Source organism: Phenylobacterium soli, assembly GCF_003254475.1.
Classification (GTDB): domain Bacteria; phylum Pseudomonadota; class Alphaproteobacteria; order Caulobacterales; family Caulobacteraceae; genus Phenylobacterium; species Phenylobacterium soli.
Window position 1 is genome coordinate 2,264,228 of the sequence record NZ_QFYQ01000001.1, and the last position, 14,088, is coordinate 2,278,315.

Consider the following 14,088-nt stretch of genomic DNA (forward strand, 5'->3'; position numbering starts at 1 on the left):
CTAGATCAGAGCCTGCACCGCGGCCTTGACCCCCTGGGCGGTGGCCGCCCAGGTGAGGCGCGAGAGGGTGGCGGCGCCGGCGAGACCCCGGCGGCGGGCCTCCTCGCGATCCTGGTAGGCGGCCTCCAGCGCTTCCACCGCCTCGTCGACGTCGCTCTCGCGCCAGCCGGACAGCTCGGGCCGCTCGACGCCTTCGCCCTTCACCGGCCCCTGGCGTTCGAGGACGTAGCAGTTGCCCTCCTCGATCAGGTCGAGATGGCCGGTGTTGCGCGACAGGATGGCGGGGACGCCGCAGGCCATGGCTTCCATGGCCACCAGGTTGGTGCCGCCCTCGCAGCGGTTGGGGAACAGGGCGACGTCCATCTCGCGCAGGATCTGCGGCATCGCCGCGTTCGGCACGAGGCCGATGTCGAGGATCTGGTTTTCGCGGACCCCGTTGGCCACGGCCCAGCCGAAGGCGTCGACAGCGCCATCGGGGCGGAAGCGCACCGGCGCGGCGAGGCCCGAGGCGTCCACCGTGCGGGCGACGTGCGGGAAGGGGCTGTGCCAGGCGGTGACCAGCAGGGCGTCGGGGTGACGCTCGGCGAAGATCTTGAAGGCGGCCAGGGCGATGTCCTGGCCCTTGCGGCGCTCGAGCTTGCCGCCGCTGAACACCAGGAAGCGGTCAGAGAGGAAGCCGCGGCGCGGCGCGGGGTGGAAGAGGGCCGGGTCGACGCCCTGCAGCACGGTGGTGATCTTCTCCAGGCCGTGGGCGCGGAGCAGTTCCTCGTTCCAGGTGGAGCCGGCGACGATGCGGTCGTAATCGTGACCCCGGGCCACGGCGTCAGCTGGCAGGCGATCGGTTTCCAGAAACAGCACCGCGAGGTTCGGCTTGCCGCGCAGGCGCACATTGTGGGCGGCGGGCGAGGAGACGAGCTCGGCGGTGAGGGCGTGCAGCATCGGGCCGGTGCTCTGGCCCTCCTGGCCGGCGTTGGCGGCGAGCTGGCGGACGAGCTGGGAGGCGGCGCGGATCGTCGGCTCCAGCGCCATCTGGCTGAGCGGATCGAGCGCCAGCATCTTCTGGGAGATCTCGTGGGCGGGCACGACCTGGAGGTCGGGGTCGTTGGCCAGGTTGAGCGCCAGGTTCAGGCCGTAGATGCCCCAGCCGTGAAAGCTCGTGAGGTTCCAGTTGATGACCAGAGTGCGACGCAAGGACGTGGGGCTCCCGAATATGGCCGGCGTGCGGCGCGGGGTTGTGGCTAGCACGCGTCGGGGCTAACCGGGAGCCAGGAACGATCATGACCCAGACCCCAGCCTCTTCGGCCTCGATTTCGTCCGCGCCCGCGTCGCTCGACCGCTATCGCCGGCTGGACGCCTTCCTGCAGCGGCTGCACGGCGACATCTATCCCGAGCCGCCGAGCCCGCTGCACACCTCCATCACCCGCCAGATGTTCGAGCGCCTGATGCGGATGCATCCGATCCCGGCGGGGGGGAAGGTGCTGGACATCGGCTGCGGCCAGGGCGTGGCGCTGGAGGTCTTCAAGGCGGCGGGGCTCGATCCGGTGGGAATCACCCTCGGGCCGGACGCGCAGGTCTGCCGCGCCAAGGGTTTCAACGTGCTCGAGATGGACCTGTCGTTCCTGGATTTCGCGGACGGGACCTTCGACCTTGTCTGGTGCCGCCACGCCCTGGAGCACAGCGTCTTCCCGTTCTTCACCCTGTCGGAGATGCACCGGGTGCTTAAGCCGGGCGGGGTGCTCTATGTGGAGGTGCCGGCCCCCGACACCTCGTGCAACCATCAGAACAACCCCAACCACTACAGCGTGCTGTGCCAGAGCATGTGGGTCCAGCTCATCCAGCGGGTCGGCTTCCCGAAGATCAACTTCACCGACCTGAAGTTCACGACCGGCATGGGGCCGGACGTCTATTGGGCATTCACCCAGCAGAAGCCGGGCTGAGGTCCAGGGCCGCGGCCTTCATCCGGCGCGCGGTCTCGGCCCAGGTGAGGCGCGAGAGCAGCTGAGCGCCGCGGGCGCCGCGCCGGCGGGCGTCCTCGCGGTCCCGGTAGGCGGCCTCGAGGGCCGCGACGGCCTCCTCGACGTCGCTCTCGCCCCAGCCGGCAACGCCGCCGACGCCGGCCTCCGCGCCGGGCAGGGCGGCCTGGCGCTCCAGGACATAGCAGGCGCCGTCCTCGATCAGGTCGAGATGGCCGGTGTTGCGCGAGAGGATGGCGGGGACGCCGCAGGCCATGGCTTCCATGGCCACCAGGTTGGTGCCGCCCTCGCAGCGGTTGGTGAACAGGGCGACATCCATCTCGCGCAGGATCTGCGGCATGGCGGCGTTGGGCGTCAGGCCGACGTCGAGCACCTGGGTGCGCGGAACGCCGCTCGCCTCGGCCCAGGCGGCGACGTCGACGCGTCCGTCGGCGGCGAAGACGACCGGGGCGGCCAGCCCGGAGGCGTCGAGCGTGCGGGCGACCTGCGGCCAGGGACTGTGCCAGGCGCTGACCAGCAGGGCCTCGGGATGGCGCTCGGCGAAAATCTTGAAGGCGGCCAGGGCGATGTCCTGGCCCTTGCGGCGCTCGAGCTTGCCGCCGCTGAACACCAGGAACCGTTCGGAGAGGAAGCCGCGGCGCGGCGCGGGATGGAAGAGAGCCGGGTCGATCCCCTGCAGGACCGTGCGGACGTTCTCCACGCCCTGGGCGCGAAGGGCCGCCTCGTTCCAGCCGGAGCCGGTGACGACGAGATCGAAGGCGCGCGCGCGGTCGAGCGCCTCGGGCGCGATGTGGGCGGTCTCGAAGAAGGTGACACCGATGTTGGCCTCGCCTTGCAGCAGGACGTCGTGGGCGACACGCATGGGCTGGAAGGCCGCGTTGAGCGACTGCAGGGCCACGCCCTGCACGTGGGCGGTGGTCCCGGCCAGCGGCTTCAGCCTCGCCTGCAGGTCGGCCGAGCGGCGCAGGAACGGGCGCAGGGCGACCCGGCCCAGAGCGTCGACGGCGATCTGGTTGGCCTGGATCTCGTAGCCGCAGGCGGCGCGGACCTCAGGGTCGCTGGCCCAGGCGAGCGCCAGGTTGAGGCCGTAGACGCCCCAGCCGTAGTAGCTGGCCACGCCCCAGTTGATGACGACGGTCCGCGGCAATCGCGCCTCTCACGCTTTTCAAGCGCCTGGATGCCCGAGCGCGCGGCCTCTGCCTAGCCGCCGGACGGATTCTTGCGCGGCGGGTCTTTGGCTTACCCGAGGCTTCGGCCTATATGCGCCTCCACTTCAGAGTTCTTCCGCCCAAGGCCATGACCCGCATCCTCATCACCTCGGCCCTGCCGTACATCAACGGGATCAAGCACCTGGGGAACCTGGCCGGCTCGATGCTGCCGGCCGACGTCTATGCACGCTTCCAGCGGGCGCGGGGCAAGGAGACGCTCTACATCTGCGCCACCGACGAGCACGGCACGCCGGCCGAGCTCGCGGCCGCCGCCGCCGGCCAGAGCGTGCGCGACTACTGCGACGAGCAGCACCGGATCCAGTACGACATCGGCCGCCGCTTCGGCCTGTCGTGGGACTATTTCGGCCGTTCGTCCTCGCCGCAGAACCATCGGCTGACCCAGCGCTTCGCCCAGTCCCTGTGGGAGGCCGGCTTCATCGAGGAGCGGGTGACCCAGCAGGTCTATTCGCTGGCCGACAAGCGCTTCCTGCCCGACCGCTACGTGATCGGCACGTGCCCGCACTGCGGTTACGAGGCGGCCCGCGGCGACCAGTGCGAGAACTGCACCCGGGTCCTCGATCCGGCCGACCTCATCAAGCCGCGCTCGGCGATCTCGGGCTCCACCGAGATCGAGATCCGCGATTCCAAGCACCTGTTCCTGCGCCAGAGCCTGTTCGCGCCGAAGCTGCGCGAGTGGGTGGACTCCAAGAAGGGCGAGTGGCCGAACCTCGTCACCTCGATCGCCTACAAGTGGCTGGACGAGGGGCTGCAGGACCGCGGCATCACCCGTGACCTCGAGTGGGGCGTGCCGGTCAACGCCTTCGAGTGGGGCGCCAATCCGGACGGCGAGACGCCCGACGCGGTGGGCCTCGCCGACAAGGTGTTCTACGTCTGGTTCGACGCGCCGATCGAATATATCGCCGCCACCTGGGAGTGGTCCGACGCCCAGGCCGTCGAAGCCGGCCGCACGCCCGAGGACGCGGCGTGGGAGCGCTGGTGGCGCCGGCCGGGCGCGGACGACGTCACCTATGTGGAGTTCATGGGCAAGGACAACGTGCCCTTCCACACCGTGGGCTTCCCCTGCACCCTCTTCGGCGTCAACGAGGCGCGCGGCGCGGACGGCAGGTTCAGCCCGCGCGAGAACGCGCCCTGGAAGCTCGTCGACGAGCTGAAGGGCTTCAACTGGCTCAACTACTACGGCGGCAAGTTCTCCACCTCGCAGAAGCGCGGGGTGTTCATGGACCACGCGCTGGAGCTGCTGCCGGCCGACTACTGGCGCTGGTGGCTGACGGCCAATGCGCCGGAGAGCTCGGACTCGTCCTTCACCTGGGAGCAGTTCCGCGACCAGGTGAACGCCGACCTCGCCGACGTGCTGGGCAACTTCGTCAACCGCATCTGCAAGTTCACCGAGAGCCGCTTCGGGGGCGTCGTCCCGGAGGGCGGCGAGTTCGGCGAGCTCGAGAAGAAGCTGGAGGGCGACATCGCCGCCAAACTCGTCGAGCTCGAGGCCTTCATGGAGGAGCGCGAGTTCCGCAAGGCGACCACGGCGCTGCGCCAGCTGTGGGTGCTGGGCAACCAGTACCTCACCGAAGCGGCGCCCTGGACCGCGATCAAGACCGACGCGGCGCGGGCCGCGGTGGCGGTGCGCACGGGACTCAACCTTGTGGCCCTGTTCGCCAAGGTGTCGGAGCCGTTCATTCCGTTCGCGGCCGAGAAGATCGCCGCGGCCGTCGGCGAGCCGTTCCCGAGCGCCTGGCCGCGCGGCCAGGACGGTCACCTCCTCGACAGCCTGCCGGTCGGGCGGGCGATCGCCGCGCCGGAGGTGCTGTTCCGCAAGATCGAGGAGGCCCAGGTGGCTGAGTGGATCGCGCGGTTCGGCGGCGCCGAGGTCGAGCCGGCCTAGGGCGCCTTCTTCGCCCGCCGGGCGGCTTCCTCGGGCTTGATGTCGAGGGGCGCGGGCATGGCGGCGTTGTAACGGGGCGTCTGGCCCAGATCGATCGCGACGGTCCGGGAGCCTTCCCAGATCATGTGGACGGCGACGTAGAGCACGATGACGAGCCCCAGGTAGCCGATCCAGCGGAAGCGGTGCAGCAGGCGCGCGATCCAGCTCGCCGCCACGCCCATCAGGGTGATCGAGATCAGCACGCCGGCGGCCAGGATCGCCGGGTGCTTGTGCGCCGCTCCGGCGACGGCCAGCACATTGTCCAGCGACATGGTGAGGTCGGCGAGCAGGATCTGCAGCAGGGCGCCGCCCATGGTCTTGGCCGTGCGGCGGCTGGGCAGAGCGGCCGGCGTCTCCGTTTCCGGCCCGGCGGCTTCCTCGAGCGCGGCGCGGCCCTCGGCTTCCTCGGCCCGGGCGCTCTCGCGCAGCTCGCGCCACATCTTCCAGCAGACCCACAGCAGCAGCAGGCCGCCGGTGAGCAGCAGGCCGACGAGCTGCATCAGCTGGGCGGCGATCAGGGCGAAGCCGATGCGCATGACCACGGCCCCGGCGAGGCCGAGGAAGATCGCCCGGCGGCGCTCCTTCGGCGGCAGGGCGGCGGCGACCAGGCCCACGGCGACGGCGTTGTCGCCGGCCAGGGCGACGTCGATCAGCACCACCTGGAAGAAGGCGGTGACGGCGCCGGCGTCGAGGAGGTGGGGCAGGCTCATCGCTCGGGGTTCGGCCTAGCGCGGCCGGGCTGCTTCATAAAGGGCGATGGCGGCGGCGGCCGACACGTTGAGGCTCTCGAAGCCGCCCGGCATCGGGATCCGCGCGAGGTCGTCGCAGTGCTCGGCCACCAGGCGGCGCAGGCCCTCGCCCTCGGAGCCCATCACGAGCACGGTCGGCTTGCCGTCGAGGGCGTCGGCCAGCGGCTGTTCGGCGTCGCCCGTGAGGCCGACCGCCCGCCAGCCGGCGTCGGCGAGCTGTTCGAGGGCGCGCGACAGGTTCACGACCCGGGCGACGGGCACCTTGTCGAGCGCGCCGGCGGCCGCCTTGGCCAGGGCGCCGGTGAATCGCGGCGCGTTGCGGTCCTGGAGGATCACGCCCTGGGCGCCGAAGGCGGCGGCCGAGCGCAGGATGGCGCCGACGTTCTGCGGGTCGGTCACCTGGTCGAGCATCAGGAGGACTGCGCCGGGGCCGCCGGCGAAGTCGTCCAGGGTCACGTCCTCGAGCGCGCCGGGGCGCAGGGCGACGCCCTGGTGCACCGCGCCCTGGGGCAGGACCTGGCCGATGTGCTGGGCCTCGGTGAGCTCGACGACCTTCAGCCGGCCGAATCGCTGCTCGATCTGGCGGGCCCGGTCGGGGGTCGCCAGGATGCGCACGGCCGGGCCGCGTCGCGGATTGGCGAGGGCGGCCTCGACCGCGTGCCAGCCCCAGATCCACTCGGCGGAGTCCTCGCGGACGCCGCTTTCAGGCCGCCTCTGGAAGCGCTTGTGGGGCGGGCCTTTTGCGCCTTTGCGGGCGTCGTTGCGTTCGTACTTCGAGGCCACTATAAGACGCGCTCCAAATTGGGACCCCGGGCGGGGGTCTTCCCCGATCAGGGCCTGCGTTCGGCGCCTTTAAGCCTCGTCGCATCCTTTCGCGGAAGTCTTTTGTTCGAGGTCCCGAAGCGAACTCCGCGCGCGAGGGGGAATGTCCCGAGCGGCAAAGGGGGCGGACTGTAAATCCGCTGGCGTACGCCTTCGTAGGTTCGAGTCCTACTTCCCCCACCACGCGCCGGAGATAGAGGAGAGTTGGGCGACCGCGCCTAGGCTGGCGGGTATAGCACAATGGTAGTGCAGCAGCCTTCCAAGCTGAGGATGCGGGTTCGATTCCCGCTACCCGCTCCAGAATTCTTCAAACGACCACTTCTTCAACGTCCACTTCAAACAACGCCGGCAGGACCCTGATGGCCAAGGAAAAGTTCGAACGCACTAAGCCGCACTGCAACATCGGCACGATTGGTCACGTTGACCATGGCAAGACGACGCTGACGGCGGCGATCACGATGACGCTGGCGAAGACGGGCGGCGCGACGGCGAAGAAGTACGACGAGATCGACGCGGCGCCGGAAGAGAAGGCGCGCGGCATCACGATCAACACGGCGCACGTGGAATACGAGACGTCCAAGCGCCACTATGCGCACGTGGACTGCCCTGGCCACGCCGACTACGTGAAGAACATGATCACGGGCGCGGCGCAGATGGACGGCGCGATCCTGGTGGTGTCGGCGGCCGACGGCCCGATGCCGCAGACCCGCGAGCACATCCTGCTGGCCCGCCAGGTGGGCGTGCCGGCGCTGGTGGTGTTCATGAACAAGGTCGACATGGTCGACGACGCCGAGCTGCTGGACCTGGTGGAGATGGAAGTTCGCGAGCTTCTGTCGAGCTACCAGTTCCCGGGCGACGAGATCCCGATCGTGAAGGGCTCGGCGCTGGCGGCGGTGGAACGCCGTGATCCGGAGATCGGCGAGAACGCGATCCTGTCGCTGATGTCGGCGGTGGACGACTACATCCCGCAGCCGGAGCGTCCGATCGACCTGCCGTTCCTGATGCCGGTGGAAGACGTGTTCTCGATCTCGGGCCGCGGCACGGTGGTGACCGGTCGTATCGAGAAGGGGATCATCAAGGTCGGCGAGGAAGTCGAGATCGTCGGCATCCGTCCGGTTCAGAAGACGACCTGCACGGGCGTCGAGATGTTCCGCAAGCTGCTGGACCAGGGCCAGGCGGGCGACAACGTCGGCGTGCTGCTGCGCGGCACCAAGCGCGAGGAAGTCGAGCGTGGCCAGGTGCTGTGCAAGCCGGGCTCGATCACTCCGCACACGAAGTTCGTGGCCGAGGCCTACATCCTGACCAAGGAAGAGGGCGGCCGTCACACGCCGTTCTTCACCAACTACCGTCCGCAGTTCTACTTCCGCACGACGGACGTGACCGGCGTGATCAAGCTGAAGGAAGGCGTCGAGATGATCATGCCCGGCGACAACGCCGAGCTGGACGTCGAGCTGATCACCCCGATCGCCATGGACCAGGGCCTGCGTTTCGCGATCCGCGAAGGCGGCCGTACGGTCGGCGCGGGCGTCGTCTCGAAGATCATCGAGTAGTCGGACCGGCTCCCCGCAAGGGAAGCCATCCCACCTCAAAGCGAGGGCCGCCAGGGCAACCCGGCGGCCCTTTCTTTTGCGCGCAGCCCGCCTTTTGACATACCCGCGAAATCCAAGTTGCCGGACTCAAACTCCCGGGCGCACAGTCGGACAGCGCCGGCTGGTCCGGCGATGCGTTCGGGGAGGATGCGATGCGGATCTTGATGGGAGCGGCGGCCGTGGCCCTGCTCGGTCTCGCCTGCGCGGGATGCGGCAACAGCGGCGTATCGGGGGCCCAGGCGGCGGAGAGCGCGCCGGCGGCCGAGCAGGTGACGGCGGTCGGCTGTCCGAAGGCGCCCAAGCCGGGCTGCGTGACCCTGACGGCGGACGGCAAGACCTGGGACGTCACCGCGGCCGGGGTCGACCTGGCCAAGGGCGTCGCGGTCAACGTCTCGGGCACGGCGGGACCGGCCGGGGCCTGCGGGCCGACGCTGGTCAACGCTCAGGTCGATTACACCGGCCTGCAGTGCAAGCACTGAGCTAGGCGGGGAGGGGCCCCGGCGGCCACGCGCTAGCGGCGGTCCTCGCTCGACGAGCGGTTGGGCGCCTGGGGCCCGCGGCGCGGCTCGCCCGTGGCAGGGTCGGTGAGGGTCTTCGAGGTCTTCTCGGAGCCCTCGGCTCCGTCGGGTTCATAGGCGGTGCGGGGCGGCGCGCCGGGCTTTTGCTCGTCGTCGCGGTTCCACTGTTCTCGCTGGCGGTTCGGCATCGGGAAGCCTTTCGAAATGCGGCTTGTCGGTCGCCAGCGAAACGGCGGGGCGGCCGGTTCGATCCGCCTTGCCCGGTTCCCGCGCCCCTGCTAAACCGCGCGGCTCCGGCGATGAGCCGAGCGCGCCGGAAGGCTTCACCGCTTTCCGGCGCGCTGTTCATTGTTCGGAGGCAGGCCCCCCCCAAGGGACTGCGGCGAAGGAGTGTAGCTCAGCTGGTAGAGCATCGGTCTCCAAAACCGAGGGCCGGGGGTTCGAGTCCCTCCACTCCTGCCATCCTATATTGAGTGACTGAGAGGGGCGCGGACGTCCGCCGCCCGAGAAACGAGAGCTTGAAGACGCCGCCATGGCCAGGAAACCCGGTCAGACCCCGCAAGCGATGAGGAACCGCGCCGCCAAGACGGCCACGGCCATGTCCTCGCCGTCCGCGGTGGCTCAGGCTGCGCCCAAGAAGCGCACCTCGATCTCGCAGTTCGCCAAGGAAGTGCGCGTCGAGGCCCGCCGGATCACCTGGACCAGCCGCCGCGAGACCTGGATCACCTCGGTGATGGTCGCCATCATGGTGGTGCTGGCCTCGCTCTTCTTCTTCCTGACCGACGCGTCGATCAGCTGGGCCATCACCCAGGTGCTCAAGCTCGCGAGCGGTGGATAAGGAACATGTCGGAAGCCGCCCAAACCTCCAATCCGCGCCACAAGTGGTACATCGTCCACGCCTACTCGAACTTCGAGAAGAAGGTGGCCGAGAGCATCCGTGAACAGGCGCGCTCGCAAGGCCTCGAGGAGAACTTCTCCGAGATCCTGGTGCCGACCGAAGACGTGGTGGAGATCCGCCGCGGCCGGAAGGTCAATTCCGAGCGCAAGTTCTTCCCCGGCTACGTGCTGGTGAAGATGGAGCTCACGGACGAGGCCTACCACCTCATCAAGAACACCCCGAAGGTCACCGGCTTCCTGGGCTCCGGCTCCAAGCCGATGCCGGTCTCCGACAAGGAAGTCGAGCGGATCGTCGGCGCCATCGAGGAAGGCGTCGAGCGGCCCAAGCCCACGATCACCTTCGAGATCGGCGAGCAGGTGCGCGTCACCGACGGGCCGTTCGCCTCCTTCAACGGCTCGGTCGAGCAGGTCGACGAGGAGCGCGCCCGCCTGCGCGTCACCGTCTCGATCTTCGGCCGCGCCACGCCGGTGGAGCTGGAGTACGGTCAGGTCGAGAAGCTCGGCTAGTCGGACTGAGGTCCCACGGATCACGGATCGGGCGGCCCTCGGGCCGCCCTTTCTGTTTGGAGTCGGCGCTCGCGGTTGTTTCCCGCGGCTGGACCTGATACAGGCCCGCGCTTCGCGCCCGGCGTAGAGTAGGGGCGCTCAAATCCGTGGGAGAGGGCGGCCACCGTAACCTCGCACCACGGCTCAACCGCCCCCGTCGGGGGCATAGGAGCAGAAGATGGCCAAGAAGATTCTGGGCTACATCAAGCTGCAGGTGCCTGCGGGCTCCGCCACGCCTTCGCCGCCCATCGGGCCGGCGCTGGGCCAGCGCGGCGTCAACATCATGGGCTTCTGCAAGGAATTCAACGCCCGGACGGAGAAGGAACAGAAGGGCACGCCCCTTCCGACCGTGATCACCGTCTACCAGGACAAGTCGTTCACCTTCGTCACCAAGACCCCGCCGGCCAGCTACTACATCAAGCAGGCGGTCGGTCTGAAGTCGGGCTCCAAGGCCCCCGGCCGCGACACGGCCGGCAAGATCACGCGCACCCAGCTGCGCGAGATCGCCGAGAAGAAGATGAAGGACCTCAACGCCAACGACGTCGAGGCGGCTGCGAAGATCATCGAGGGCTCGGCCCGTTCGATGGGTCTCGAGATCGTGGAGGCCTAAGACGATGGCGAAGCAACCGAAGCGCATGCAGAAGTGGACCGGGGACGTCAGCGTCGCCCATCCGCTCGAAGCCGCCGTCAAGCTGGTGAAGGCCAACGCCAACGCCAAGTTCGACGAGACCGTCGAGATGGCCGTCAACCTGGGCGTCGACCCGCGTCACGCTGACCAGCAGGTCCGCGGCGTGGTCAACCTGCCCTCCGGCACCGGCCGCGACGTCCGCGTCGCCGTCATCGCCAAGGACGCCAAGGCCGACGAAGCCAAGGCCGCGGGCGCCGACATCGTCGGGGCCGAGGACCTGGTGGAGCGCATCCAGGGCGGCTTCATGGATTTCGACCGGGTGATCGCCACCCCCGACATGATGGCCCTCGTCGGCCGTCTCGGTAAGGTGCTGGGCCCGCGCGGCCTGATGCCGAACCCGCGCGTCGGCACCGTGACCCCGAACGTGGGTCAGGCGGTGAAGGACGCCAAGGGCGGCGCCATCGAGTTCCGCGTGGAGAAGGCGGGCATCGTGCACGCCGGCGTCGGCAAGGCCTCGTTCACCGAGGAGCAGCTGCTCGCCAACGTCCGCGCCCTGATCGATGCGCTGAACAAGGCCAAGCCCTCGGGCGCGAAGGGGACCTACATCAAGAAGGTCAGCCTCTCGTCCACCATGGGCCCGGGCATCAAGATCGACGCCGGCTCGTTCGGCGGCGCCGCCTGATCCCAGGCCGCCCGAAACGACGTATGAAGGAGCGGCGGCGACGCCGCTCCTTTTTCGTTTGGGGCCCGTTCGACGGGGGGAGACGCCAATGCCCGAGGTGACGCTGCAGCGCGCCGGCCCTGAGAAGGCGAGGGCGATCGCCAACCTCTTCCAGCTCTACGTCCACGACTTCACCGACTTCTGGACCGAGCGTCGGGTGGAGATCGGCGAGGACGGCCGCTTCCCGCCCTATCCGCCACTGGAGAGCTTCTGGCGCGAGCCGGGGCGCTCGGCCTGGCTGATCCGCGCCGACGGCCAGATCGCCGGCTTCGTCCTGCTCAACGACTTCAGCCATTCGGGCGAGCCCCTGGACCACAGCGTCGCCGAGTTCTTCGTCGCCCGGCACTACCGGCGCGAAGGGGTGGGCCGTGCGGCCGCCCTCGAGACCATCTCCACGCGCCCCGGGCAGTGGGAGATCGCAGTGGCCCGCAAGAACGCCGGCGCCCTCGCCTTCTGGCGCGAGGTCGCCGAGGCGGCGGCGGCCGGGCCGGTGGAGGAGCGCGACCAGCAGGACGAGCGGTGGGACGGGGCGATCCTGCGCTTCCGGGTCTAGCCGCGCCTTACGGCGAATTCACGTGTGCACGATACCTCGGTATGCAAGGTATTGTGCATGGACATCGCACCGACAGCGCCGCCCGACGACGAACTGGGCAAGTGGGAGATCCAGCTCCGCAAGGGCGGACTGGGCCTCGCCGTGCTGGCGACCCTCTGGGAAGGCCGGCTCTACGGCCTCGAGATGCTGCGCCGCCTGGAGGCGGAAGCGGGCCTCTCGGTCCCGGAAGGCACCATCTATCCGCTGCTGAACCGCATGAAGGCCGAGGGCCTGGTGGCGGCGGAGTGGGTAGAGGCCGCCGCCGGCCACCCGCGCAAGTACTACAGCCTCACCGACCGCGGCCGCGCCCGCGTCCGCGACATGGCCCGCGCCTGGACCGGCTTCGCCCGGGGCCTGCAACGCCTGCTCGCGCCTCTCGAAGGAGACCGCAAATGACCCGTGACGCCGCCATGGCCCACCTCGAAACCTACCTCGAACAGGTGCGCCGCCATCTGAGGGGCCTGTCGCAGGCCGAGATCCGCGAGGTGCTCCTGGAGCTGCGCGCCCATGTGCTGGACAAGGTCGAGGGCCGGATGACGCCGGCGAGCATCGAGGCCGCCCTGGCCGCGCTCGGCTCGCCCCGCGAGGTGGCCCGCCTGAACGTCGCCGAGCGGGTGGCCGCGGTGATGGAGCAGGACCGCAGCCCGCTGGGCGTTCTGGCCGCCGTGGTGCGGCTGGCCAGCGTCAGCGTCATGGGGGTGGTGACCTTCTTCGTCTCGCTGTTCGGCTATCTGCTGTCCGCGGCCTTCGTCGTCGTGGCGGCCTGGAAGCCGTTCGACCCCGAGCGGGTCGGCATGTGGCGCACCCCCGAGGCCAAGGGCGGCTGGTCCTTCGTGCTGGGCACCATCGACCGCGCGCCGCAGTCGCACGAGATGCTGGGCTGGACGATCGTCCCGATCTGCCTGGCGGCGGGGCTGATCCTCGCCTGGCTGACGTGGTCGTTCGGGGTGCTGGCCGTGCGGATGATGGCCGCCACCCGGCGGCCGCGGCGCCTGGCCCTGCAGCCGGCCTGAGCGGCGAGGGCCCGGCGGGCGGTTTGATTTTTGGCCCCGGCTCCTGTATGAGCCGCGCCTTCTAGAGTTTCGCCTCGTCGCCAGACGGGGCGGGCAGGGGCCCGATCCCAAGAAATGGGGCCCCTGTTCCTGTCCGAGAACTGCGGGGATCCGGGGGCCGCCCGGGACCGTAACGCGGGGAAGAGCCCTTCCCCGGCCGCTGGGAGACGGGAAGATGAAGTTTCCGCGACCCCTTCGCCATGGCGAGGGCGCGTAGACTGCGGCTTCTCAAGGACAGGTCTGAACGGTCGTCTCCGGTTCGCCGGGGAAGGCCGCTGCTATGCGGCGTCCGCGCTCCTGCGGGCGTCGAACCTGAGTATGGAGACCGCAATGGACCGCGCTCAAAAGCAGGAGGCCGTCGAGACGCTCAAGGGCGTGTTCGAAGGCGCCGGCGCCGTGGTCGTGACCCACTACCTGGGTCTGACCGTTGCGGAAATGACCGATCTGCGGGGCAAGCTTCGTGCTGAAGGCGCCCAGCTGAAGGTGGTGAAGAACACCCTGGTCAAGAAGGCTCTGGACGGCTCGGTCGGCGAAGCGGGCGACGCCCTCTTCAAGGGCCCCGTCGCCATCGCCTTCGCGCCGGACCCCGTCTCCGCCGCCAAGGTCGCGACCCAGTACGCCAAGGACAACGAGAAATTCTCGGTGATCGGCGGCCTGATGGGTCAACAGGTGCTGGACACCAAGGGGATCAGCGCGCTCGCCACGCTGCCCTCGCTGGACCAGCTCCGCGGCAAGATCATCGGCCTTCTGCAAGCTCCGGCCACCAAGGTGGCGGGCGTTCTGCAGGCGCCGGCGGGTCAGCTCGCGCGCGTCGTCGGCGCTTACGCCGCCAAAGACGCCGCCTAGATCGT

The 14,088-nt window shown here is 69.4% G+C and carries 17 protein-coding genes and 3 tRNA genes; 15 read left to right on the top strand and 5 right to left on the bottom strand.

What is annotated here, in order from left to right:
- Positions 1 to 1,191 (bottom strand): glycosyltransferase family 4 protein, encoded by a 1,191-nt coding sequence (locus DJ017_RS11190; protein ID WP_111528792.1) that lies wholly within the window; start codon positions 1,189 to 1,191, stop codon positions 1 to 3.
- A gap of 86 nt (positions 1,192 to 1,277) precedes the next feature.
- Here DJ017_RS11190 and DJ017_RS11195 point away from each other — a divergent pair, with 86 nt between their 5' ends.
- Positions 1,278 to 1,937: a class I SAM-dependent methyltransferase gene (locus DJ017_RS11195; protein ID WP_111528793.1), complete on the top strand. Its 660-nt coding sequence runs from the start codon at positions 1,278 to 1,280 to the stop codon at positions 1,935 to 1,937.
- Here DJ017_RS11195 and DJ017_RS11200 read toward each other — a convergent pair.
- A complete protein-coding gene (locus DJ017_RS11200; RefSeq protein ID WP_111528794.1) occupies positions 1,915 to 3,120 on the bottom strand; it encodes a glycosyltransferase family 4 protein in 1,206 nt (401 codons plus the stop codon). The genes DJ017_RS11195 and DJ017_RS11200 overlap by 23 nt on opposite strands.
- Before the next feature lie 149 nt (positions 3,121 to 3,269).
- Between DJ017_RS11200 and metG the strand changes: the two genes are divergently transcribed.
- Positions 3,270 to 5,084, top strand: coding sequence for a methionine--tRNA ligase (gene metG, locus DJ017_RS11205; protein ID WP_111528795.1), 1,815 nt, complete (start codon positions 3,270 to 3,272; stop codon positions 5,082 to 5,084).
- Here metG and DJ017_RS11210 read toward each other — a convergent pair.
- Positions 5,081 to 5,833, bottom strand: coding sequence for a YjbE family putative metal transport protein (locus tag DJ017_RS11210; protein ID WP_111528796.1), 753 nt, complete (start codon positions 5,831 to 5,833; stop codon positions 5,081 to 5,083). The genes metG and DJ017_RS11210 overlap by 4 nt on opposite strands.
- A gap of 15 nt (positions 5,834 to 5,848) precedes the next feature.
- A complete protein-coding gene (gene rlmB, locus DJ017_RS11215) occupies positions 5,849 to 6,655 on the bottom strand; it encodes a 23S rRNA (guanosine(2251)-2'-O)-methyltransferase RlmB (RefSeq protein WP_111528797.1) in 807 nt (268 codons plus the stop codon).
- A gap of 136 nt (positions 6,656 to 6,791) precedes the next feature.
- On the opposite strand from rlmB, the gene DJ017_RS11220 reads away from it, so the two are divergent.
- The 4 genes from DJ017_RS11220 (at position 6,792) to DJ017_RS11235 (ending at position 8,762) form a co-directional block, all read left to right on the top strand.
- Positions 6,792 to 6,877: transfer RNA gene (locus tag DJ017_RS11220), tRNA-Tyr, on the top strand.
- A gap of 43 nt (positions 6,878 to 6,920) precedes the next feature.
- Positions 6,921 to 6,994, top strand: a tRNA-Gly gene (locus DJ017_RS11225).
- A 59-nt stretch (positions 6,995 to 7,053) separates the two neighbouring features.
- Entirely contained in the window at positions 7,054 to 8,244 is a 1,191-nt protein-coding gene (gene tuf, locus DJ017_RS11230; protein WP_111528798.1) for an elongation factor Tu, read from the top strand.
- Between the two features lie 191 nt (positions 8,245 to 8,435).
- A complete protein-coding gene (locus DJ017_RS11235; protein ID WP_111528799.1) occupies positions 8,436 to 8,762 on the top strand; it encodes a hypothetical protein in 327 nt (108 codons plus the stop codon).
- Between the two features lie 32 nt (positions 8,763 to 8,794).
- On the opposite strand, the gene DJ017_RS11240 is transcribed toward DJ017_RS11235, so the two are convergent.
- On the bottom strand, positions 8,795 to 8,989 hold the full coding sequence (locus DJ017_RS11240) for a hypothetical protein (RefSeq protein ID WP_111528800.1): 195 nt from the start codon (positions 8,987 to 8,989) through the stop codon (positions 8,795 to 8,797).
- Positions 8,990 to 9,187: 198 nt separating this feature from the next.
- Between DJ017_RS11240 and DJ017_RS11245 the strand changes: the two genes are divergently transcribed.
- From DJ017_RS11245 to rplJ, 9 genes are all read left to right on the top strand, one after another.
- Positions 9,188 to 9,263 (top strand) — tRNA-Trp (locus DJ017_RS11245).
- A 70-nt stretch (positions 9,264 to 9,333) separates the two neighbouring features.
- Positions 9,334 to 9,639, top strand: coding sequence for a preprotein translocase subunit SecE (gene secE, locus DJ017_RS11250; RefSeq protein WP_111528801.1), 306 nt, complete (start codon positions 9,334 to 9,336; stop codon positions 9,637 to 9,639).
- A 5-nt stretch (positions 9,640 to 9,644) separates the two neighbouring features.
- The gene (nusG, locus tag DJ017_RS11255) at positions 9,645 to 10,205 is read left to right on the top strand and encodes a transcription termination/antitermination protein NusG (protein ID WP_111528802.1); all 561 of its coding nucleotides are present in this window, start codon (positions 9,645 to 9,647) and stop codon (positions 10,203 to 10,205) included.
- A 217-nt stretch (positions 10,206 to 10,422) separates the two neighbouring features.
- Positions 10,423 to 10,854 (top strand): 50S ribosomal protein L11, encoded by a 432-nt coding sequence (rplK, locus tag DJ017_RS11260; protein ID WP_111528803.1) that lies wholly within the window; start codon positions 10,423 to 10,425, stop codon positions 10,852 to 10,854.
- Positions 10,855 to 10,858: 4 nt separating this feature from the next.
- A complete protein-coding gene (gene rplA / locus DJ017_RS11265) occupies positions 10,859 to 11,554 on the top strand; it encodes a 50S ribosomal protein L1 (protein WP_111528804.1) in 696 nt (231 codons plus the stop codon).
- 88 nt (positions 11,555 to 11,642) lie between these two features.
- Positions 11,643 to 12,146, top strand: coding sequence for a GNAT family N-acetyltransferase (locus DJ017_RS11270; protein ID WP_111528805.1), 504 nt, complete (start codon positions 11,643 to 11,645; stop codon positions 12,144 to 12,146).
- A 57-nt stretch (positions 12,147 to 12,203) separates the two neighbouring features.
- On the top strand, positions 12,204 to 12,581 hold the full coding sequence (locus tag DJ017_RS11275) for a PadR family transcriptional regulator (protein WP_111528806.1): 378 nt from the start codon (positions 12,204 to 12,206) through the stop codon (positions 12,579 to 12,581).
- Positions 12,578 to 13,198, top strand: coding sequence for a DUF1700 domain-containing protein (locus tag DJ017_RS11280; protein ID WP_111528807.1), 621 nt, complete (start codon positions 12,578 to 12,580; stop codon positions 13,196 to 13,198). The genes DJ017_RS11275 and DJ017_RS11280 overlap by 4 nt, the downstream gene beginning before the upstream one ends.
- 369 nt (positions 13,199 to 13,567) lie before the next feature.
- On the top strand, positions 13,568 to 14,083 hold the full coding sequence (gene rplJ, locus DJ017_RS11285; RefSeq protein WP_111528808.1) for a 50S ribosomal protein L10: 516 nt from the start codon (positions 13,568 to 13,570) through the stop codon (positions 14,081 to 14,083).
- Positions 14,084 to 14,088: the final 5 nt, after the last annotated feature.